The organism is Nocardioides sp. AE5 (assembly GCF_031844485.1).
In the GTDB taxonomy this organism is placed as follows: Bacteria; Actinomycetota; Actinomycetes; order Propionibacteriales; family Nocardioidaceae; genus Nocardioides.
The window spans coordinates 65,193-86,139 of record NZ_JAUZVI010000001.1 but is presented as its reverse complement, the minus strand read 5'-3'; the positions used below and the strand labels follow the sequence as shown (position 1 = coordinate 86,139).

13 protein-coding genes are annotated in these 20,947 nt (G+C 68.8%); 5 read left to right on the top strand and 8 right to left on the bottom strand.

Features of this window, described 5'->3' with window-relative positions; translation table 11 throughout:
- Nucleotides 1-10: 10 nt before the first annotated feature.
- Nucleotides 11-700, top strand: a complete 690-nt coding sequence (locus Q9R27_RS00375; RefSeq protein WP_311250339.1) for a DUF2510 domain-containing protein — start codon at nucleotides 11-13, stop codon at nucleotides 698-700.
- Between the two features lie 573 nt (nucleotides 701-1,273).
- Here Q9R27_RS00375 and Q9R27_RS00370 read toward each other — a convergent pair.
- Both Q9R27_RS00370 and Q9R27_RS00365 read right to left on the bottom strand, forming a co-directional pair.
- Complete coding sequence (locus Q9R27_RS00370) at nucleotides 1,274-2,518, bottom strand: acyl-CoA desaturase (RefSeq protein WP_311250338.1); 1,245 nt, start codon at nucleotides 2,516-2,518, stop codon at nucleotides 1,274-1,276.
- A 14-nt stretch (nucleotides 2,519-2,532) separates the two neighbouring features.
- Nucleotides 2,533-3,666 (bottom strand): ferredoxin reductase, encoded by a 1,134-nt coding sequence (locus Q9R27_RS00365; protein ID WP_311250336.1) that lies wholly within the window; start codon nucleotides 3,664-3,666, stop codon nucleotides 2,533-2,535.
- Between the two features lie 72 nt (nucleotides 3,667-3,738).
- On the opposite strand from Q9R27_RS00365, the gene Q9R27_RS00360 reads away from it, so the two are divergent.
- Nucleotides 3,739-5,064 (top strand): helix-turn-helix domain-containing protein, encoded by a 1,326-nt coding sequence (locus Q9R27_RS00360; protein WP_311250335.1) that lies wholly within the window; start codon nucleotides 3,739-3,741, stop codon nucleotides 5,062-5,064.
- Here Q9R27_RS00360 and Q9R27_RS00355 read toward each other — a convergent pair.
- From Q9R27_RS00355 to Q9R27_RS00340, 4 genes are all read right to left on the bottom strand, one after another.
- Nucleotides 5,033-6,481, bottom strand: coding sequence for a pentapeptide repeat-containing protein (locus tag Q9R27_RS00355; protein WP_311250334.1), 1,449 nt, complete (start codon nucleotides 6,479-6,481; stop codon nucleotides 5,033-5,035). The genes Q9R27_RS00360 and Q9R27_RS00355 overlap by 32 nt on opposite strands.
- 53 nt (nucleotides 6,482-6,534) lie before the next feature.
- The gene (locus tag Q9R27_RS00350) at nucleotides 6,535-7,170 is read right to left on the bottom strand and encodes a hypothetical protein (RefSeq protein WP_311250333.1); all 636 of its coding nucleotides are present in this window, start codon (nucleotides 7,168-7,170) and stop codon (nucleotides 6,535-6,537) included.
- Nucleotides 7,167-7,712: a hypothetical protein gene (locus Q9R27_RS00345; protein ID WP_311250332.1), complete on the bottom strand. Its 546-nt coding sequence runs from the start codon at nucleotides 7,710-7,712 to the stop codon at nucleotides 7,167-7,169. The genes Q9R27_RS00350 and Q9R27_RS00345 overlap by 4 nt, the downstream gene beginning before the upstream one ends.
- 100 nt (nucleotides 7,713-7,812) lie before the next feature.
- Nucleotides 7,813-12,534 carry an AAA family ATPase gene (locus Q9R27_RS00340; protein WP_311250331.1) on the bottom strand — a complete coding sequence of 1,574 codons (4,722 nt, stop codon included), beginning with the start codon at nucleotides 12,532-12,534 and terminating at the stop codon, nucleotides 7,813-7,815.
- A 184-nt stretch (nucleotides 12,535-12,718) separates the two neighbouring features.
- Here Q9R27_RS00340 and Q9R27_RS00335 point away from each other — a divergent pair, with 184 nt between their 5' ends.
- From Q9R27_RS00335 to Q9R27_RS00325, 3 genes are read left to right on the top strand one after another with little or no spacing between them, the layout of a single operon-like run.
- Nucleotides 12,719-13,117: a hypothetical protein gene (locus Q9R27_RS00335; protein ID WP_311250330.1), complete on the top strand. Its 399-nt coding sequence runs from the start codon at nucleotides 12,719-12,721 to the stop codon at nucleotides 13,115-13,117.
- A gap of 14 nt (nucleotides 13,118-13,131) precedes the next feature.
- The gene (locus Q9R27_RS00330) at nucleotides 13,132-15,216 is read left to right on the top strand and encodes an LCCL domain-containing protein (RefSeq protein ID WP_311250329.1); all 2,085 of its coding nucleotides are present in this window, start codon (nucleotides 13,132-13,134) and stop codon (nucleotides 15,214-15,216) included.
- A gap of 45 nt (nucleotides 15,217-15,261) precedes the next feature.
- Complete coding sequence (locus tag Q9R27_RS00325; RefSeq protein ID WP_311250328.1) at nucleotides 15,262-15,915, top strand: MSMEG_1061 family FMN-dependent PPOX-type flavoprotein; 654 nt, start codon at nucleotides 15,262-15,264, stop codon at nucleotides 15,913-15,915.
- A 24-nt stretch (nucleotides 15,916-15,939) separates the two neighbouring features.
- On the opposite strand, the gene Q9R27_RS00320 is transcribed toward Q9R27_RS00325, so the two are convergent.
- Together Q9R27_RS00320 and Q9R27_RS00315 are read right to left on the bottom strand one after the other, a co-directional pair.
- The gene (locus Q9R27_RS00320) at nucleotides 15,940-19,101 is read right to left on the bottom strand and encodes a type I restriction endonuclease subunit R (RefSeq protein WP_311250327.1); all 3,162 of its coding nucleotides are present in this window, start codon (nucleotides 19,099-19,101) and stop codon (nucleotides 15,940-15,942) included.
- Entirely contained in the window at nucleotides 19,098-20,861 is a 1,764-nt protein-coding gene (locus tag Q9R27_RS00315; protein WP_311250326.1) for an ATP-binding protein, read from the bottom strand. Before Q9R27_RS00315 ends, Q9R27_RS00320 begins: the two co-directional genes overlap by 4 nt.
- Nucleotides 20,862-20,947 lie beyond the last annotated feature (86 nt).

The window sequence follows — 20,947 nt, the reverse complement described above, 5'->3', positions numbered from 1 at the left end:
ATCGTCGCTCGTGACGCATCCACCGCAGACGCCCGCAGGCTGGTACGACGACGGCTCCGGCCGCAAGCGCTGGTGGGACGGCACCGCCTGGGGCCAGTACGCCGACGTGCCGCCGCCGACTCCACCCCAGAAGTCCAACACCGGCGTGATCATCGGCTTCGTCGGCTTCCTCGTGGTGCTGCTCGGTCTGGGCGTGCTCGCGTTCGTCCTCAACATCACCGGCTCCAGCGGCGCCGAGAAGGCGCACGACGACCTCCGGTCAGCCTGGGCCGAGTGCGACGCGGACCAGTTCCGCGAGGTGACGTCGCGCTCCTACCGACGCCAGGTCAGCACGAGCGACTTTGATGACTGGTGCAGGATCGATGAGCCGACGATCGGCAAGCCTGACGAAACCTTCGACGACATCTCCGACTTCCACGATTGGTGCAGGGACGAGTACGGCAGGGATTGCCTCGCCGACCCGCGCCGGACGGACTACTACGCCGAGTCACTCGACAACTTCACCGCAGATGCGGACGACGCCACGGTCATCGTCGCACGCTACCGGGACAATGACGGCGACAACCAGGACATGGCCTTCTACTACTCGAAGGTCGACGGCGACTGGACGCTGGAGTTGATGTGGGAGATCGAGGACGTGTATTCGGATGAGTATTACGACGATGAGTACTACGACGACGACTATTACTACTCATACTGAGTCTCAACGCCGACTCGGCGCTGATCTACGTCAACACATGCCGACTCGGCGCCGGGGCAACGGGAGGGTTGTCATGATGCGATGGGGACGCTGCAGTCCTGTGCCTGACCTTGACCGGGTGTTCCGGAGCGAGCGACCCGGCAGAGTCTGCACCAACGTCGGAGTCACAACCGGAACCCGACCCTGACCCGGGCCACTTCCGAGGACAGTGACCCCCATCGGCCTTTCAATGTACGTGCCTGCCAGTTCCGTCATGCGCCCATAGTCACCGACCGTGATGTCGACCTGGTGACGATCGTTGACGTTGGCTGCGGCGACAATGGCACCGGTGTCGAACAGGATCACCGATCAGTCACGACCAAAGCCCTCAAAATGCTCGTGACTGGTCGAGAGATCAGAGGGCCCACTGAACGAACCCACCCATGCGAACGCCTTATCCGAGGAGACCGCGTGTAACTGGGCACGCCGACGCACGTCGCTCAGGACCTGCTTGACCTGCTCCTCGGGAAGAGCATCGATCAGCTGATGAAGTTCATCGCGACTCTTGGGGCAGGGATCGACCAGTGGCGCGAGTCAGGCAGCAGCGGCTGCGGCCCGGCGCTGGTTCTCGGCCCGGCGCTGCGCGGCGTCGTACGCCCGGCGCACCTTGGGGCCGCCGGTGGTGAGCTTCCACAGCAACGCCACCTGCTGGGGTGCGTTCTTCACGTTGGTCTCGGCGAGCCAGCCGTTGGGCAGGGAGAGGCGGACCACCTTGTGCCAGGCCGAGTAGACCTGCTTGGGCAGCGGCGCGGTGTGGTAGTTGAGGTCGTACTTCTCGAAGAGCGCCCGCACCTTCGGCGCCACTTCGGCATAGCGGTTCGATGGCAGGTCCGGGAAGAGGTGGTGCTCGATCTGGTGGCTCAGGTTTCCGGTCATCAGGTGCATGAACTTCGAGCCGGAGATGTTGGCCGAGCCGAGCATCTGGCGCACGTACCACTCACCGCGGGTCTCGTTCTCGGGGATCGCCTTCTTCTCGAAGGTCTCGACACCCTCGGGGAAGTGGCCGCACAGGATCACCGAGTTGGACCACAGGTTGCGCACGATGTTGGCGGTGAAGTTCGCGGCCAGGGTGGGCAGGAACGAACCGGTGGGGATGGAGAGCGCCGGGTGCACCACGTAGTCCTTGGTCGCCTGACGGCGGATCTTGGCCAGCGTCGCCTTGGCCTTCCGCTTGAACTCCTCGCTGCGCTTCTCCTTGGGGATGCGCAGGTTCTTGCCGAGCTCGAGGTCGTAGGCGGCGATGCCGTATTCGAAGAAGCAGGCGTTGATGAAGTTCCAGATCGGCTGGCCGAGGTAGAGCGGCATCCAGCGCTGGTCCTCGTCCACGCGCATGATCCCGTAGCCGAGGTCGTTGTCCTTGCCGACGATGTTCGTGTACGTGTGGTGCACCTGGTTGTGCGAGTGCTTCCAGCCCTCGGCGGTCGAGGCGTTGTCCCACTCCCAGGTGGTCGAGTGGATCTTCGGGTCACGCATCCAGTCCCACTGGCCGTGCATCACGTTGTGCCCGATCTCCATGTTCTCCAGGATCTTGGCGATGCTCAGACCGATCGTCCCGGCGATCCAGGCCGGCGGGAAGACCGAAGCGAGCAGCACCGCACGCGAGCCGAGCTCCAGCTTGCGCTGCACGTCGACGACCTTGCGGATGTACGCCGCATCGGCCTCGCCGCGGGAGTCGAGGACGTCCTGGCGGATCTGGTCCAGTTCGAAACCGATCTGCTCGATGTCGGCCTCGGTGAGGTGGGCGGTGGGGTTGACTTCCTTGCGGGTGATCGTGGTCATGACGCCTCCCGGGGTCAGTGGTCGATGGCGCACGGCCCGGCGGCCGCGCTGATGCAGGTCTGGATGGAGACGCCACCGGCGTTGGTCTCGCCGGGGGTCGCCGTGGTGATCTCGCCGTTGCGCAGGTCGCGGACCGCTCCGGACTTCAGCGGCAGCACGCAGCCCATGCAGATGCCCATCCGGCAACCGCTGGGCATCAACACGCCGGCCTCCTCGGCCGCGTCGAGGATGGTGGTGGCGCCGTCCAGGTCGAGGGAGACGCCGGCCTTCTCGAAGGCGACGGTGCCGCCCTCCCCGGCGGCGATCACGACGGGGCGGAACTGCTCGGTGAAGAGCTCGATGCCGCGCTCGGCGTGGTGGGCGGCGAGCGCGTCGAGCAGGCCGCCCGGGCCGCAGGCGTACGTCGTACGCTCGGCCAGGTCGGGGACCAGCGCGTCGAGGTCGGCCACATCGAGCACGCCGTGCTCGTCGTCGTGGCGGGCGACCAGGTTGATCGCGCCCGCATCGGCCAGTTCGCGCAGGTTGCGGATGAAGATCGAGTCGGCCTCGCTCGGGGCGATGTGGACCACGGTGATGTCGAGGCCCTCGCTGCGCGGCAGCCGCAGCACCCCGGATTCGGTGGCCGGGAAGAGGTTGCGCAGCATCCCGATCACCGGGGTGACGCCGGATCCGGCGGTGACGAAGAGGAACTTCTCCCCGGCCAGGCGCTCGGGGAGGACGAAGTCGCCGGTGGCTGGCTCGAGGTGGACCAAGGTGCCGCGTCGCGCCCGGTGGACCAGGTGGTTGGAGACGATGCCGTCCGGGACCGCCTTGACGGTGATCGAGATGAAGCCGTCCGCGCGGGGACCGTGGGTCAGCGAGTAGGCACGCCATTGGCGTACGCCGTCCACGTCGATGCCCAGACGGATGTACTGCCCCGGCACGTGGCCGGACCAATCGGCGCCGGGGCGGATCACGATGGTGGCGGCGTCGCGGGTCTCGGGGATCACCTGCTCGATCCGGCCGCGCAGGTCGGCGCCGGAGCGGAGCGGGGCGAAGAGGTCGAGGTAGTCGGCCGGCAGCAGCGGCGTGGTTGCCGCCTCGACGACGCGGACCAGGCGGTCACGGACGCGGGTGCTCCGGGGACCGGAGGCTTCCAACAGGGCCATGGCTCCATGCTCTCCGCTCGGCGCGAATGATTCATGACCTGCTCTGCGTGAATCGGGCGTACTCTTTTGTTCGTGACGAGTGAAGATCGCCGATCAGGACGGGTCGAAGGGCTGCGACTGCCCGAGCCGGTGATCGCCGCCATGCGTGCCGAACTGGCCGGCTGCGCGGAGCGTGTGGTCGCGGCCGTGGTCCACGAGGTGCCGAGCTATTCCGAGCCGTTCCGCGGCCGGATGGGGCGCAACATCGAGAACGCCGTCGCCCTGGCCCTGGGCGGCTTCCTGGACATGACCGCCACCGGGACCACCGCCGCCGAGGCAGGCGACCAGGTCCAGATGGTCTTCGAGGCGGCGTACGGCCTGGGGCGCGGGGAGGCGCGCAGCGGACGGACCATGGATGCCCTGGCGGCGGCGTACCGGGTCGGCGCCCGGACGGCATGGCACGACCTGTCCACCGCGGCCGTCGAGGCCGGACTCCCGGCGGCCGACCTGGCCCGGTTCGCGGAACTGGTCTTCGACTACATCGACGAACTCTCCGACGTCAGCGTCTCCGGCCACGCGGACGAACTGGCCACCACCGGCCGGGTCCGCGAGCGCCACCTGGAACGCCTCGCGCTCGGGATCCTGCAGGGCAGCGATCCCGACCACCTGGCCGCGCTCGCCGAACGCGCCGAGTGGGAACCGCCCACCACGCTGACCCCGATCATCACCGCCGACGCCGCCCTGGGCACGCTGCGTCCGCACCTGGACGGGCGCACCCTCGGCCTGGGCTCCGAGGCGCCGGGCCTCGAGGAGCACCAGGGGCGCGCCGTCGTGCTGATCGCCGACCTGTCGGCGCGCGAGCGACGGCGCCTGGTCGACCTGGTCGGTGACCGTGCCGTGGTGATCGGGCCGAGCGTGCCCTGGACGAGTGCGGGTACGGCGTACCGGCGGGCGCTGCGCCTGGTCGAGCTCGGCCTCGACGGCGAGGACCACTCCCCCGATGCCGCCGACCACCTGGTCGCGCTGGTCACCACGGCTGACCCGGCCGCCCTGGCCGACCTGCGTGCGCGGGTGCTGGCGCCGATGGCGGGGCTACGTCCCTCGACGGTGGAGAAGCTGGTCGAGACGTTGCGTGCCTGGCTGCTGCACCAGGGGCGCCGCGAGGAGATCGCGACGGCGCTCTTCGTGCACCCGCAGACGGTGCGCTATCGGGTCGGCCGGCTGCGCGAGCTGTACGGCGACCGGCTGGGCGATCCGCAGTTCGCGCTGGAGGCGACCATCGCCCTGGCCCTGCACGGACCGTCGTGGCCAGGTATGGATCTCCCCCTCCGGGCGAGCGGCGAGGGAGGCTCGGGACCAAGCGTCGGCCCTCGCGACGCGCTACGACTCAGCTACGACCTCCCCGCGCAGGAACCGTGACCCGTCGGGCCCGGCCCAGCAGGAGTACGCCGAGTCCGAGCAACACCAGGCCGACGATTGCCGCCGAGAGGTCGGCACGAGCGCCCACGTCGGGCAGCACCTGGTCGCTGCTCGCCGGACTCATCCCGCCGGTGCCACCGGCGGTGTTGTCCTCGGCGCCGCCTGTGTCGTTTTCATCGGTGTCGTTGTCGTCGCCCGTGTTGCCACCGGTGGTGTCATCGGTGTCGCCGGTGCCATCGTCGCCATCATCGCCATCGTCGTCAGCATTTCCCGGAGCCGCGGCGATCGTGATCGTCAACTCCTGCTCGTCGAAGCCGAAGTCGTTGGTCAGCCGAAGGGTGAAGGTCCACGTGCCTGCCTGCGCCGGCGTGCCGGAAATCAGCCCCGAGTCCCGGTCGAGGACCAGGCCCGGCGGGAGCTCACCGTCGCTGAGATACAGCGCGAGCCCCGGGTCGCCGGCCACGGTGACCTGGTGGGCGTAGGCAACGTCGACCTCACCTGCCGGAGCCGCACCCGAGGTGATCTCCACCGGAGCTGCCTGGTCGACGGTGATGCTGAAGGTACCGGTCGCCCGGCCGCCCACGGTGGTGTTCGCCCGGTACTGGCAGGTGACCACATGGGTGCCGACCGGAAACACACTGCCGGAGGCGGGCGTGCAGCTCGTCATCTGGACTCCGGTGGGCAGAGTTGGCGCCCAGGTGATCACTGCACTCGCATCGTCGGCCGGGATGGTGTGCTCGATGTCCCAGGGCATCAGGGTCGACCCCGTGACGGAAGCGCCTTCCAGCCGGGCACCGGTCAGGTCCGCTCCGGTGAAGTCCACCTCCTCCAGGTCGGCGAAGCGCAGGACCGCATCACGCAGGTCGGCGCCACTCAGATCGGCGCCACTCATCGTCGCCTCATAGAAACTGGTACCAACCAGGGTCGCCTCGGAGACGTCGGCGTCACGCAGATCCGCGCCGCGGAGTTCAGCGTCGGTGAGGTCAGCACCGCGCAGGTCTGCACCGCTCAGGTCGGTGCCGAAGAGGTTCCCCCGCCGTAGGTCGGCATTGGTCAGGTCGGCCCCGGCGAGCCCGGTGTAACGCATCTCGGCATCCACCGCCGTTGCTCCCGACAGGTCCGCCCCGGACAGGTCGGCCTCGTAGAGGTAGGCGTCCGTCAGGTCGGCGCCCGAGAGGTCCACCCCGGCCAGGTCGGCACCACGCATTCGCGCCCAACGCAGGTCCTTGCCAGTCAGGCTGGCCCCCTCCGCGGACCATCCGCTGCCGCAGTCGGTGTGCACCGCAGCGGTGGGGAACTCGACGATGGTGCAGCCGTTGATCACCTCGTCGGCGGCATGGGCGGAGGGTTGGGCCAGGACAAGGGAGCCGAGCAGGAGGGCCGGCGCTGCGAGACGGGCAAGGACTGTGCGGGACATGGGCATTTGCTCCAGGGGGCTTGACAAGAGGAATCGAGAAAGGGGGATGGTCACTACTCGCGCTGCATCACCGTGCTGACACCGTCCACGGAGACGGTCAGGGTGTCGCCGGAGCAGGTGAAGACGCCTTCGTGCAACTCGCCGGGTTGGTGCTCAACCTGGGGAATCGGGATCGTCATCCCACCGGCGGTGATCGATGCCTCGACCCGGGAGGCGATCTCCGTCTCTTCAAGGCTGATCGTGCCGTCCGGACGTGTCATCCAGCGGCCGGTGTCGGTGCCCTCGCGGACCAGCACCATTTCGCCCTCGGGCATCCGGGCGGTGAAGGTCCACGCCTGGTATTCGGTGGCCGCACTGCCATCCGCGCCGGCCACGAACCGGGCCCGGCCGGAGATCTCGACCTCGAACCCACCGCCGAATTCCTTCAAGGCATCGGTGAAGGTGCTGTTCTGCAGTGCCCAGGTGCCGACGATGCAGTCACCGTCGTCCGACACCGGGTCGGGGGTGCCCGGCTGCTCCGGGCCGCTCTCCGGCGTGGTCGCCCCACTGGGGCCGGTGCCGGGTGCCGTGCCGGCACCACCAGCGGTCGTCGTCGACTGGCCCGCGTCCGGCCGGTCCTCGTCATCACATGCCGCCACCGAGAGGGCCAGGCAGACGACCGCCGCCACGGCCAGGAACCGCGCCGTCATCGCGCTTCCAGGCACGTGACGGAGACCTTGCCGTCTCCGCTGGCGACCCCATCGGCGTTCCGCGCCTGACCGGTGAAGTCGTGGCGATCCCCGACCTGCTCGTGCCCCAGCGGGTCGCCGAAGTTGGTCACCACGACCTCGTCGTCCGTGGTGACGAACCGGTCGGTGGTGCCGACCTGAGCCCGGACCTCACCGACCCAGTCCCCGGCCTCGTCTGCGAAGAGATCTCCCTCCAACCAGGCTGGCTCGCCCGCGCCGGCCTCCATCCCAGGACCGGCAATCAGGAAGTCCTCATCACTGATCAGGCAGGTCTCCAGGGTGAAGGAGAAGATCCGTCCGCCCGCCTCCATGCTGACCGATCCCCGTGAGTTGGCCGCACTGGTGCCCTCGGACGGGGTGGTCGGGGTGGTCGGCTCGGCCGGGTTGGACGGGGCGTCGGCGTCCGATGACCCGGAGCAGCCGGCCAGGAACAGGACGACGACGGCCAGCACTGCCGGTGCAGGCAGGCGGCGTTTCCGGGTCGGTTGAACGGGGGTGGGCATCGGGATCCTCTCGCGACAGGTGTCGGGGTCGGATCCACGCTAGGAAGCGAGTTGTGACTTTTCTTAAAGCCGCATCTGGCGCCGAAACGCCGGGGCGGCCTCAGTCCCTGGTCAACTCGGTCAGGCGAGCCTCGAACTCCTCGGCCAGCACACGCGCCTGGCCGTGGGCACCCATCGCCTGCAACGTCTCGACCAGGCCACGGTTGGCCGCGTCGTGGAAGGGGTCGACCTCGAGCACCCGGCGGAACAGGGCGGCGGCGGCGGGGTGCTCCGCACGCTGCGCCTCCAACGCGGCCAACTTGGTGGCCGCATGACAGAAGGCGACCCGCGCCTGCTCCCGCACTCCCGCGGCCCACTCCGCCTCCACTTCATCGGCGAAGGCATCGCCGCGATAGAGCTCGATCGCCCGACGCAGCTCGGCAATCTCGTGACCGACGGCCAGGACGTGGAACTGGTCCAGATCGGTCCGGATCGCGTCCACGTTGAGTCGGAGCAGGTCGTCGCGCATCTCGACATGGTGATCGGTGGGGAACTGCCTGCCCGGGTCCAGCGCTCGCCGCACGGTGGCCAACGCCACCGAGAACCGGTTGGCCAACCGGGACGGATCCTGGTCGGGCCAGAGCAGGTCCATCAGGGTCTCCCGGCGGACCGCAACGCCCTGCTTGGCCACGAGCACCTTGAGCAGGGTGCGTGCCTTGCGCGAGGTCCAGCGGGGCACCGAGCCGTCCGCGGCCTCCACCCCGAAGCCACCCAGCACCCGGACCATGACGCCCTGGCCGGACACCCTCGGCGTGGCGCGCACCTCGGCGGCACCGACGCCGACCGGCGATGGGTCGGTGAGCCGTCCTGCGGTCAACTCTGCAGCCTGCGCGGCCAGCGCAGTCAGGCCCAGACGCTGGGCACCGGCCAGGGCTTGATCGGCCAGACCAGCCACGTCGATGTCCCCGCGCCGGGTCCGGGCGCCGAATGCGGCCAGGGCGAGTTGTGCCTCGACCAGCCACGGCTGGGCACCGACCCGCAGGCAGAGCGTCGCGCTGGTCGCCAGGTGCCGGTGCGCCTCGTCGAATAGCCCCAGGCCCTCGGCCAGCAGGCCCAGAGTCTTGGCGACCGTTCCCCAGAAGGCGACTCCTGCACCGATCGGGACCACCCGCTCGACGTACGGAACCAGCACGTCGTACAGGCGCTGCATCTGATCGCGGTCGCCCTTGATGTGGGCAACCTCGGCCAGCACGGTCAGCGTGGCCAACCCGTTGCGGTCCCCGAGGATCTGCTCGACCGGCGGCAACTGGTCCAGCACTGCCCGCGCCGCGTCGTGGCGCCCCTGGGCGAGCCGGGCCCAACCCAGCGATGCGGGCCACAGGGCCTCGTCGGGCTCTTCCTGCCTGGCCCGCAGGAAGAGCGGCTCGAAGGCCGCTGCGTCTCCGCGCTGCCAGGCGATGATGGCGCTGTGCGTGATCCATACCGCGACGCTGTCCGGATCACCAGCGGCCTCTCCCTCGGCCAGCAACTCCGCGGCCAGGCTTGCCGCTCCCTCGGTGTCCCCGTCGAGCAGCGCGCGAGCGCAACGGAACCGGCCCCGGACGGGGCCGGGCATCAGGAATGGCATCCTGGTCAACAGGACACTGCGCCAACTGAGCTCGGCGTCGAGGGCCGCGATCTCCCCCGCCTCCAGGAGGGCCGAGAGGAGCACGAAGTACGCCGCGTTGGCCAGCCACCGGTTCTCCTGCTGGGCGACCTCCTCCACCAGCGCCCTGGCCGTGGCGACCCGCGGTCCCAGCGGTGCCTGTGGATCGATGATCAGTGCCTCGCCGACGCGGATCGCGAGCAGGGCGCCCGGGTCGGAAGGCGCAACGGCCATGGCCAGGCCCCGTGCCTGATCGACCAGCTCCCGAGCGGCCCGGCGATCGCCCCGCCACTGCGCGGCAGCCATGGTCAGCACGACCTGGACCCGCAGGGTGGACTCCTGTGGGTCCAGGTGCTCCAGCACCTCCGCACAGCGCCGGGCCTGCTCGGCGAGCGCCTGGCCGGCCGACCCGATCGGCAACTCCGGACCGATTGCCGCCCGTGCCGCCTGGGCCATGTCATCGTCCGCGAGCGCCTGGTGCCAGGCCAGATCGAAGGAGGTCCGGGCGGCACCCCGGTCCCCGGCGTACCAGTGGTGCCGCCCCTCGGCCAGGTGGTGGCCGGCAGGTCGCGCTGGGTGGTGCACCGCTGCGGGACAGGCCAGGCTTCCCGGGGATGCCGCCAGGGTGCCCAGCCAGCGGTCTACGTGTACGCGCCAGGCCCGGGCGCCAGCCGCGTCGCACTGGCGAGCGGCCGTCGTGCAGTGGCCGCGGGCCAGGCCGATGTCCCCGAAGGTGGCGGCCAGGGAGCCGAGGTGAAGGTCGACGGGGCCGGCGTCGATGGTGCCGTTGTGGGCGAACATCCCGGCGTACGGCGCCAGTTCGGCGTACACCGCATGCGCGGCATCGGCATCACCCAGGCGCACCACGGCACTGGCCAGGAAGGCCAGACCTTGGAGGCGCAGCATGTCCTGGGGCAGGTTGGCGAGGCCGCTGCTGACGAACTCCTTGACGATCTGCTCCGCCTCGGCCTCGCGGCCCGCCGAGGCCAGGGTGAAGGCGAGCCCTGCCTGCCACGCCGGGACGGCCGCGGCGTGCTCGGCGACCTGCTCCTCGATCGCATCGATCAGCTCGGCGGTGCGGTCCTCGAGGTAGCGCAGCCCATAGAGCTGGCCGGCGAACCAGGTGAGGGCATCGGGTTGGTCCAGCGCCGCACCGAGTTCGTACGCCGCGGAGGCCAGTTCCTCGGCCCGGGCCACGTTGCCGCGCATCGCCGTACGGGTGGCTATCCAGACCCGGGCCAGCCACAGCCGCACCGGCCGGTGCACCCGCGTGGCCAGGGCTTCCGAGAGGAGCAGGGCCTCGTCGGAGGTGGTGAAGTCGCCGATCAACATGGTCGACTGGGCGACCGCGATCGCCGCGTTGAGCAGGTGGCCCTCGTCGCCGCTGGCCCGGGCCAGGGACTCGATCCGGCGGGCCAGGGCCACGCATCCGTGCGGGTTCTCGAAGCTGGCATACATCACCGAGAACCGGTCGCAGAGGATGTCGATGAGCAGGTGTGGGTCGCCGGCCTCCTCGGCGAGCTGGACCGCCTCGACACTGCGCGCGAGGACCCGATCACGCTCGTCCGGGTCGCGCACGTTCTCCATCGCCCACATCGCGTTCAGTCGGGCCCGCGCGGCCAGGTCGTCGACAGGGCAACGCAGCAGCGCCAGCGCGATCAGCTCGACCCGCTCCCGGTCCACCCCGACGGTGCTCGAATACCAGCCCCGGTGATTGGCCACCACGGCCTGCACCAGGTGGTCCACGTGCCCGGTCCGGGCCGCCTCCCGCGCCGCCTCCAGGAGCGTCCCGCGGAAGACCGGCAGGCCCGCATGGAACTCCGCGATGCCCCGGGCGATCATCAACGCGCACCGCTCGTCGACCGGTGCCTCCGGCCCGAGCAACTCCTCGGCCCGGCGATAGCGCTGGGCGGCGGTCGCATGGGCCCGACGCTGCGCGCTCAGCTCCGCTGCCCGGGCCAGGTGGCGGCTCGCCTCGCGTGCCGAACCCGCGACGGTGGCCCGACCCAGGTGGTGCCCCAGGGCGAGATGGACCCCCTCGGTGTCCGAACCGGCGTGGTGGCGGGCCAGGACCCCCGCGATCCGGTGGTGCAGTTCGGCACGCTGCAGCGGTCCCCATGCGGCGTACAGGGCCGTGCGCACCGCGTCGTGGCAGAACCGGAAGCGGAGGGGCGCCGAGCCGTGCTCCTCGACCAGCGACCTGGCAGCGCCGATGGTGAGGCAGTGGTCGATCCCGTTGGCCGCCATCCCGGTGACCTCGGCCAGCACTGCCGGCTCGAACTCACGACCGAGCACCGCGGCGACTTGCAGGCAGGAGCGTACGTCGTCCGGCAGCCGGGCAGCGCGCTGCCGGATCGCGTCGAGGAGTCCATCGGGCAGGGTGGTCAGCGGCCCCGCCCCGACGTCGGGATCCGCGGCGTACTGCCGGGCGAGTTCCAGTACGAAGAGCGGGTTGCCCCCTGCCGCCTCGTGTACCCGATCGGCGACGGAGGCGATCCGGTGCAGCGTCGCCTCGGTCAGCGCCGACACCTCCAACTCGACCAGGGTTGCCACGTCATCGCGGTCCAGGCCAGCGAGCGGCAGGCGACGCAGCCGGTTCGCGGGTCGGAGCAGGCGGGCCACCCGCTCCTCGTTCGGACTCGCCTCGTGCTCACGACAGGTCACCACCACCAGCATCGGCAGGTCGACGCACTCGTCGAGCAGGTGCTCCAGGGTGGCCAGTGTGTCCGCGTCGGCCCACTGCAGGTCGTCGATGAAGAGGCAGACACGATCGCTCGCAGCGGCCGTCGCCAGCCAGCCAGTGATCGCCTCCAACAGTCGGTGTCGCTCCAGGCTCGGGTCAGTCCCGGGCTGCGGTTCCGCACCGCTCTCAGTGAGGAGTCTGATCAGGTCACCGGCTCGCTGGCCCAGGCGCCGGAGGAGTTCCTCGCCATCGTGGTCACCGCAGTCGCTGCGGAGCATCTCGATGAAGGGACGGTGGGCGACGTCGAGGAACTCTCCGCACCGCCCGGTCAATACCCGGGCGTCCCGCCCCACCGAGGCCAGGAACTCATCCACCAGGCGGGTCTTCCCGATCCCGGACTCACCGAGGACGGCCACGACTCGCAGGCCACCGTGCGACTCCTCCCACGCGGCATGCAGGCGCTCCAACTCGTTGGAACGGCCCACCAGACGAGACGGGACGGACAGGTGTGCCAAGACGACCCCTTCACCAAGACGACCCCTTCACCAAGGCGAACTCAGACCCTAGCAACGTTCCGCGGGCGCGGGGACGGCGATCGGGAAAGTTCACTCGGCCCGGGCTTTAAGAATGCTCACAGATCGCGGACCACGATGCTGTCGGACCGACGTGGCCCTCCAACCCCACTCCCCGAGGATTCCGATGAACCCCACCAGCCGCCTGCTCCACCGGACCGGCCTGGCCCTGGCTGCCCTGACCCTGGCCCTGGCCGCTGCCGGCTGTTCAAGTGACGACCCCGACAATCCCCAGGGCAGCTCTGGCGGTGGATCGAGCAGTTCTGGTTCCGGATCCGATCGACCGATGGGCAACATCGCCGACGATGACGCGATCCGGATCATCGCGAACACGCTCAAGGCCGACCGTGCCGAGTGGCGCGGCGAGGTCGCGGTCTTCCACTTCGCCGACGGCAGCCGAGACGATCCGCTTAGCCGCATCAACTGCTCGGCCATCAGCCACCTGATCGCCGACACGGAGAGCGCGGAACTCCACTATCCCGACGGTGTCCTGGACTGCACCGAAGCCTTGGCACCGCTGAACTGATCGGACCTTTCCTGATGCGCAGACCCATTCTTGCCCTACTGGCCTCCGCCGCGCTGATCCTCGGCGCATGTTCGGGCTCCGACGAGATCGGCGCAGCCGGGAATCCAGCGGCCAGCGGCGCGCCGACAGCACCCGCCGCACCTGCCGCCGCTGAGGACAACGGCCCGAACGGACCGTGGGTGCAGGACCTGTGGGTCTATGAGTCGGTACGCACCGTGGATGCCGCGGGCCAGGAGGTGGACCTGACCGATGAGATCATCGACGGCCTGGGCGCCCCGACGCGCTCGGTCGACCTGCCCGAGGGGGCGACCTTCCATGTGTACGACGACCTGGCCGGGACGGTGACCAGCCATGGCCACACGCGTGGCGACGTCACCGTCATCGCCGGCGTGATCGAGTTCGAGGGCAGTCGCTCCCTGGCCGCACTGGGCACCCCGGACCCCGACGCGGAGGAGCCGATCGGGCCCGACGATGCCGTGGAGCTCGACCTGACCTTCCTCGGCGAACGCCTGCAGCCCGGCGACCCGATCGCGGTCGACTTCCTCTTCGTGCAGGCCCGCCCGGCCGCCGACGAGGAGGCGGCCTCCGGGATCGACCTGCTGGTCTCCCGCCTGCGCGCCGGTGAGGTCCACCACCTGGCCGAGACGGACGGGGAGGATGCCGAACCCCTCGCCTTCCAGTCCGTGATGGGCGTCGCCGTGGCCGGCTCCACCCGGATGCAGGCCCCCGGCAAGGGCCCCATCTCGGGGCCGGCGATGAAGGCCCTCAACGGCTTGATCTGCACCACCCTCCCGATCCGCTGCATCCGGAAGTACTTCCGGAAGATGACCAAGGGAGTGGAGGGTGCCATGGAACTGCTCGAGTGCAACCTGGGCCCCTGCAAGGAGCCGCCACCCCCTCCGCCCCCGCCGACCTGCATCGGCTTGGGCTGTCCACCGCCCAACGTCCGAGCCGATCCGCACGTGACCAGCTTCGACGGGTTGGACCTGTCCATGCAGGGCGTCGGTGAATACGTGGTCACCCGCGCCGGCGACTTCGAGGTGCAGATGCGCACCGCACCGGTGAGCCAGGAGAACCGGTTCGCCTCCGGGGTGACCATGGCCGCGCTGCGAGTCGGGGACGACACCGTCCAGGTCGGCTTCGACGGCGCCGGTGAGTTGGCCGTCTGGGCCGGTGGCACCGCCATCGAGCCGCCACCGGGACCGACCACCCCGAGCGAGGCTCGGCATGGCGACCTCACCGTGACCTGGCTGGGCAACGACGTCGTGATCTCCACGCCCGACAGTGCCGGCCTATGGGTGCATCGGTCCTTCGGCCGCTGGCTGGACCTTGCCGTCGCCCTACCCGACGGACACGATCAGGTGGTCGGCCTGCTCGGCGACGCCGACGGCAACCCGGACAACGACTGGACGGCCCGCGACGGATCGGTCCTGCCCACCAGCACCACTGGACGGGAGCTCTACACGGGCTTCGCCGACACCTGGCGGGTGGATCCGGCGGAGTCGATCCTGCGCTATGGCTCCGGGGAGGACACCGGGACGTTCACCGACCTGTCCTTCCCGGACCAGGTGATCACCCTGGCCGATCTGGATCCGGGGGTGCGTGCCCGCGCCGAGGCGGTGTGCCGGATGGCCGGCGTCGACGAGGAGCCGCTGCTGGGCCAGTGCATCCTGGACTACGCACTGTCGGGCGAACTCGGCTTCGTCCACTCTGCGCAGGACGTGATCCGGGCCGAAGTGACGCTGGGCTCGACGGCCTCCGGCGGCTCGACACCAGGAACTCCTTCCCCGGACAACGGCGGGTGGAGCAGCACGGTCTCCGGGCAGGGCCACCGCGGCGGTGCGGCGTACCGGCACTCGTGTGATCCGAACGGGACACCGCACACAGTCTGGGGCGGGGACGGTGGCACCTACACCGACGACTCGTCGATCTGCACCGCCGCGGTCCATGCCGGGCTGCTCACGCTCACGGCAGGCGGCTCGGTGCTGGTGACACCGACGCCCGGGCTCGACGACTACGGTCCGGGCAGCACGCAGCACGGGATCACCACCCAGTCGTGGACCAGGAGTTGGCCGGGATCGTTCACGCTGTCCCCGTGAACCGGACGGACACCACCCGCATGGATCGCGGCCTATCCTCGATCCATGACGACCCTGGACCGCGAGACCCTGCGTGAGGAGCTCGGCCAGCCCGGTGAGGCAGCCAGCAACAAGTCGATCCGGGCCCTGGACGAGCACTGCGAACAGTTCCTGGCTCTTTCCCCCTTCGTGGTGGTCGCCACGGCCGACGCCCGGGGACGCACCGACGCCAGTCCACGCGGCGGTCCGCCGGGCTTCGTCCGGGCGCTCTCCTCCACCCGGGTGGCGCTCGGCGAACTGCCCGGCAACCGGCTCTTCGACGGCGCGCAGAACCTGGCCGAGAACCCGTACGCCGCGTTGTTGGTGATGGTGCCCGGCGTGATCGAGACACTGCGCATCGAGGGATCCGCACACCTGAGCCGGGACGAGACGATCCGGGCCGCCGTCGCCCTGGACGGTCGCCTGCCCTGGGGCGCGTTGGTGGTCGACGTCGAGGCCGCCTTCACCCACTGCGGCAAGGCTTTCAAACGGTCCCGGCTCTGGGAGCCGGAGTCCTGGCCGACCCTGGACCGGCGCCCCCGGATGGGCGCGGTGATCGCCGACCACATGCGCCAGCCGGGCCCCGTGGACCGTGGCCCCGAGCCCGGCCCGGACCGCACCGCGGAAGAGGTCCAGGCTGGCCTGGACGACTCCTACGCACACCGACTCTGGGAGGCCTGAGCACAGCAGTCGGCCAGACCGCAGTCATGCTGCGTATCTGGGCGCCATCGCCTCCATCTGCTCCATCACCAGGTTGATCGCGTCGGGCTGCTTGTCCGGCGGATACTTGTGCTTCACCAACAGCCGCTTGATAGATGAGCGCAGCTTGGCCCGCACGTCGTCGCGCACCGTCCAGTCGGTCTTCACGTCGCGTTGCATGACACCGACCAGCTCCCGGGCGATGGCGGCCAGCACGTCCGACCCTTGGAGCTCAACGGCCGACTCGTTGGTGCTCACCGCGTCATAGAACGCGAGCTCGTCTTCGTCCAGGGGCGGCTCGAAGCCCTGTCCGCGGTTGCCTTCAATCGCGACCTCACGCGCCATCTCGATCAGCTCAGCGATGACCTCGGCGGAGGTGAGTTGCTGGTTGGTGTATTTGTTCATCAACTCCTTGACTCGTTCGGAGAACGCTCGCTGGCGGACCACGTTGTGCCGGGAGACCTTGCCGGACTCCTCGGTCAGGAGTGCCCGGAGTGCCTCGATGGCGAGGTGTGCGTTGGAGGACGACTGCGCCACCGCAACGAACTCCGGGCCGAGGTCGGAGAGGCTCGGTTTGGGGATGCCGGCCGCCTGATAGATGTCGACGATCTCCCCGGACTCGGTCGAGGTGGCGACGAGTTGGGAGAGCATCCGCTGGATCTCGTCCGGGATCGGCCTGCCGTCGGCCTGGCGTTCCTGCGCATCGAACTTGGCCATCCAGACCCGCACCTCTTCATAGAAGCGCGCCTTGGTGCGCAGGTGCGCCAGGGTCTGGTTGCCGGAGCAGAGCGCCCAGGCCCGGGCGAGGGAGTTGGCCAGCTGTCGATAGCGCTCGCCGAGGGTCTCTTCGCCGTCCGGAGCCTCCCGGGGAGCGCGCAGGTGGTTGGTCAGGCCCACGGCTGCCTGCACCCAGCTGCGCGGCCCACCATCGAGCTTCGCCATCCAGTCGTACGACGCACAGAGGTCATCCAGGGCACCGATCAGGTCGGTCGTGGCCGCGACGACTGCGTCGATGTTGCGACCGACGGGCTTGGTGGCCCGATCCGTCTCGGTGTATTCGGCGAGAGCCTTGTTGAGGTTCTCCGCCAAGGGTGCATAGGCCACCAGCAGGCCGTCCTCCTTGCCCCGGAAGGTGCGGTTCACCCGGGCCAGGGTCTGCATCAGCAGGGCGCCCTGGAGCGGGCGGTCGAGATAGAGGGTGTGCAGCGGCGGGGAGTCATAGCCGGTGAGCATCATGTCCTTGACGATGACGATTTCGAGTTCGTCGTCGACGTCGCGGAGCCGCTCCTTGATGACCTTGTTCTCAGACTCGCGGCGCACGTGCCGAGCGACCGGTTCCTGGTCCTGTGCGCTGCCGGAATAGACGACCTTGATCCGGCCCTTGTCGATCGCGTCCGCATGCCAGTCGGGACGGAGCGCGACGATCTCGTCGTACAGCCGGGCGCAGATCTCGCGGGTGCCGCCGACGATCATGGCCTTGCCGGGCGCGTCGATGAACTTGCGCATCTGGGCTGATCTGTTCTCCCAGTGGGTGACGATGTCCTCGGCCAGGGCGTGCAGTCGGGCGGGGGCGCCGTACACCGCATTGATCACCGCGACGGACTTCTCGACCTGAGCGCGTTCGACCTCGTCCAGGCCGACCGTTGCTTCGTCTGCCGCTTGATCCAGGTCGTCCTCGCTGATCGCCGAGGCCAGGCCGACCTTGACCAGGCGCGGCTCGAAGTGGACCGGCACGGTGGCGCCGTCCTCGACCGCGCGGGTGAGGTCATAGATGTCGATGTAGTCGCCGAAGACATCGCGGGTGTTGCGGTCCTCGAACGAGATCGGGGTGCCGGTGAAGGCGATCAGGGTGGCGTTGGGGAGTGCGTCCTTGAGATGGCGGGCATAGCCGTCAAGGTCGTCGTAGTGGCTGCGGTGCGCCTCGTCGACGATGACCACGACGTTGCGGCGATCGGTGAGCAGGGGGTGGTCGGCGCCGGCATCCTTCTCCGCCTGGCTGCGGCCGAACTTCTGCAAGGTGGTGAAGTACATGCCCCCCGTGGTGCGGCCGGCGAGTTCGGCGCGCAACTCGGAGCGGGTCCGGACCGCGATCGGCTGCTCGGGGAGCAACTCGCTGCGGCGGAAGGTCTCGAAGAGTTGCCCGTCCAGCTCCTTGCGGTCGGTGATCACCACGATCGTGGGGTTCTTCAGCTTCGGCTGGCGGATCACGAGGTTGGCATAGAGCTCCATCTCCATCGACTTGCCGGAGCCCTGGGTGTGCCATACGACGCCGGCCTTGCCGTTGCTCTCGACGGCCTGGACGGTGGAGCCGACTGCCTTGGTGACGGCGAAATATTGGTGGGGTTTGGCGATCCGTTTGAGATAGCCGTCGCCGGTCTCGTCGTACGCCGTGAAGTTGCGCAGCAACTGGAGGAATCGTTCCGGGTTGAAGACTCCGTCGATCAGGAAATCGAGCTCGGTGCCGAGGCGGGATTCGTCGAAGGTGTCCCCGAACGTCACCGGTCGGCCGTTGTCGTCCACGTTCCACGGCGAGTAGTGGTGCAGCGGGGTGAACGGGGTGCCATAGCGTGCGGTGATTCCGTCGCTGATCACCGTGGTGACGGCAAACCTGAAGGCCATCGGGAACTCGCGCAGATAGGTGCCGAGCTGGGCGTGCGCCGCGGCGAGGTCGGCCTTGGCGGCGCCGGCCTTCTTCAACTCGACCACCGAGACCGGCATGCCGTTGAGATAGAGCACCAGGTCGAAGCGGCGATCCACCTCGGAGGAGCGGATGGTGACCTGACTGACCGCGAGCCACTCGTTCTCCTGGACGCGGTGGCTGACCAGCCGGATCGTCGGGTTCTGCTCGACTCCGTCGGCGTCGAGATAGCTCAGGCCGCGATAGCCGTCGACGTACCACCGGTGCAGGCGCCGGTTCTCGGCGATGGCGTCCTGGGAGGCCGGGGCGAGGATCTCCGCGGCGGCCTGGGCGAGGTAGTGCCCCGGCACCTGGGGGTTGAGCCGCCGCAGTGCGTCGAGCAGGCGAGCGGGCAGGTGGATGTCCTGCCAGGTTTCCCGGCCGTTGTCCGCACCGGGTGCGACCTCGATGCCCTTGAGCGGACGCCACCCCTGGTCGGCAAGTGCTTCGAGGGTGAGCTCCTCCCACTGCGCTTCGCTGACTCCGTTCATGAGTCCCCCTTGCTGACGATGCGATAGGTCTGTCTTCTGCTGCGACTCGGCTCGGTCTGCTCGACCTCGCCGCGGTCCCGGAGCACCTTGAGGCGGCGCATCAGGGTTGCGTAAGGAATGCCCAACTGATCTTCCAGCGCCTTGGCCGTGGCGCGCCCTGCGCGAATGGCCTGCTTGATCGCATCGAGGTCTGACTCGACGCCATGATTGGCGCGGACCTCCGGGCCAGGAGACTCGCTTCCGGCTGTTGGGGGCTCATCCTCAACATTGACTTCGAGCCGGTACGACGCATAGCGCCGACCGCCACTTGCACTCGCGATCCCGCGGTCTACCAGATCTCGAAGGGCGGCCCCAGCCACGCGAGCATCGACCCCCCATGCCTGCAGCATCTGATTGGTCACCCGACCGCTGTTGTGCATGATCGCCAACGCCAGCCTGTGCGCGTCGGTCAGGTCGTCGTGGCCCAAGGAAGCCATCCAGTCCAGCACGTCGACGGAGAGCAGCGCATGGCGTGGAATCGTCACGATCATCTGCCCCGGGTCAACGTCGAAGTTCGGCGGGCTCATCCCGGCCTTCCGCAACGCATCCACCACGGTGGGCAGTCCCGACCCGCGCTTCTCACAGACGGTCTCCAAGGTCTCAGGAAGCGGCGTGTCCGTGAGCAGCTTCGCCAGCAGTTCGTTGCGTGAAGCACTCTGCTGCTCACTGGTGCCGAGAACGTCGGCGTTCACGGGCCCGAAGAGGCCGCCGGGATTCTTGACGACCAATCGATCCGGGTAGACCTCCACCTGCACGTGAGTGCCACGTGACTCCGGGCTGTAGTCCCGGTGCATGAGGCCGTTGACGATCAACTCGCGAATCACCTCGAGGGGATAGTCGTAACGGTCCTCTCGCCCGGCTCCCTTGATGATCGCCGCCCGGCTCATGTTCCGCTCGACCGCGGCGATGGCCGCGACGACGGCCTCCGGAATGGGGCCGTCGAGCGTGTGGTTGTCAAGGAATCGCCGTCCATCGGATGTGGTCTCACCCATGGTGAGGCCAGGAAGAGCAACCACTGCCAGATAAAGCTGCGGAAAGAACTGCTGCGGAAAGCTGCCCAACGCAAGCAGTCCTGCCAAAGTGGGATGCAGGTCGTCGCCGTCCCTTCCCAACACACCGAGCCGGACGAGAGCATCCTCATCGTCAAGATTCTTGAACGCGCGCGGGGTCCGCTTCCTGGCCCGGGCCAGGAAGTCTGCGACGAGCGCGGCGTCGAGATCCTCGGGGGATGCCTTGAGCACCAACTCCCTGTCGTGCTCGGGTTGGCTGCGATTGGACAGCAGTTGGGTCACTTCATAGGACGTGAGCCGTCGGTCACCGTCCCCGCCTCGGATGAACGACCCGGCGTAGGCACCCCGAGTCCTGATGTGTGCTGGTTTGTCCCGCGGATCGAGTTCAGGAACATCCATGCGGACGACGAACGCTCCTTCGAACTCCTCGATCTCGATATCGGCTCGGACCGGAGGTTCCATCGAGTCCGCTGCCAAGCCGGCCAATGAGTCTCGGATCTTCAGGGGGTCGAACCCATCGACAGGGGTGAATCCGTGCTCCTCGCTCAGGCCCAGGATCAGGGTCCCTCCAGAGCCGTTGGCGAAGGCGCTCAAGGTCTCCACCACGGTCTTGGGCATGCCGCGAGCAGCTGCCTTGACCTCGACCTCGGCGAGGTCCGCCCCGATTCGACGCATCCGCTGCACCAGGGACAACGTGCTGACCTGGCTCATCCGTGACTCCTCATTCTCACATGATTCTCAATCATTCTCACATGCTCGCGACGGATTGAAAATGTGAATGAGAGAGTGACAGTGAG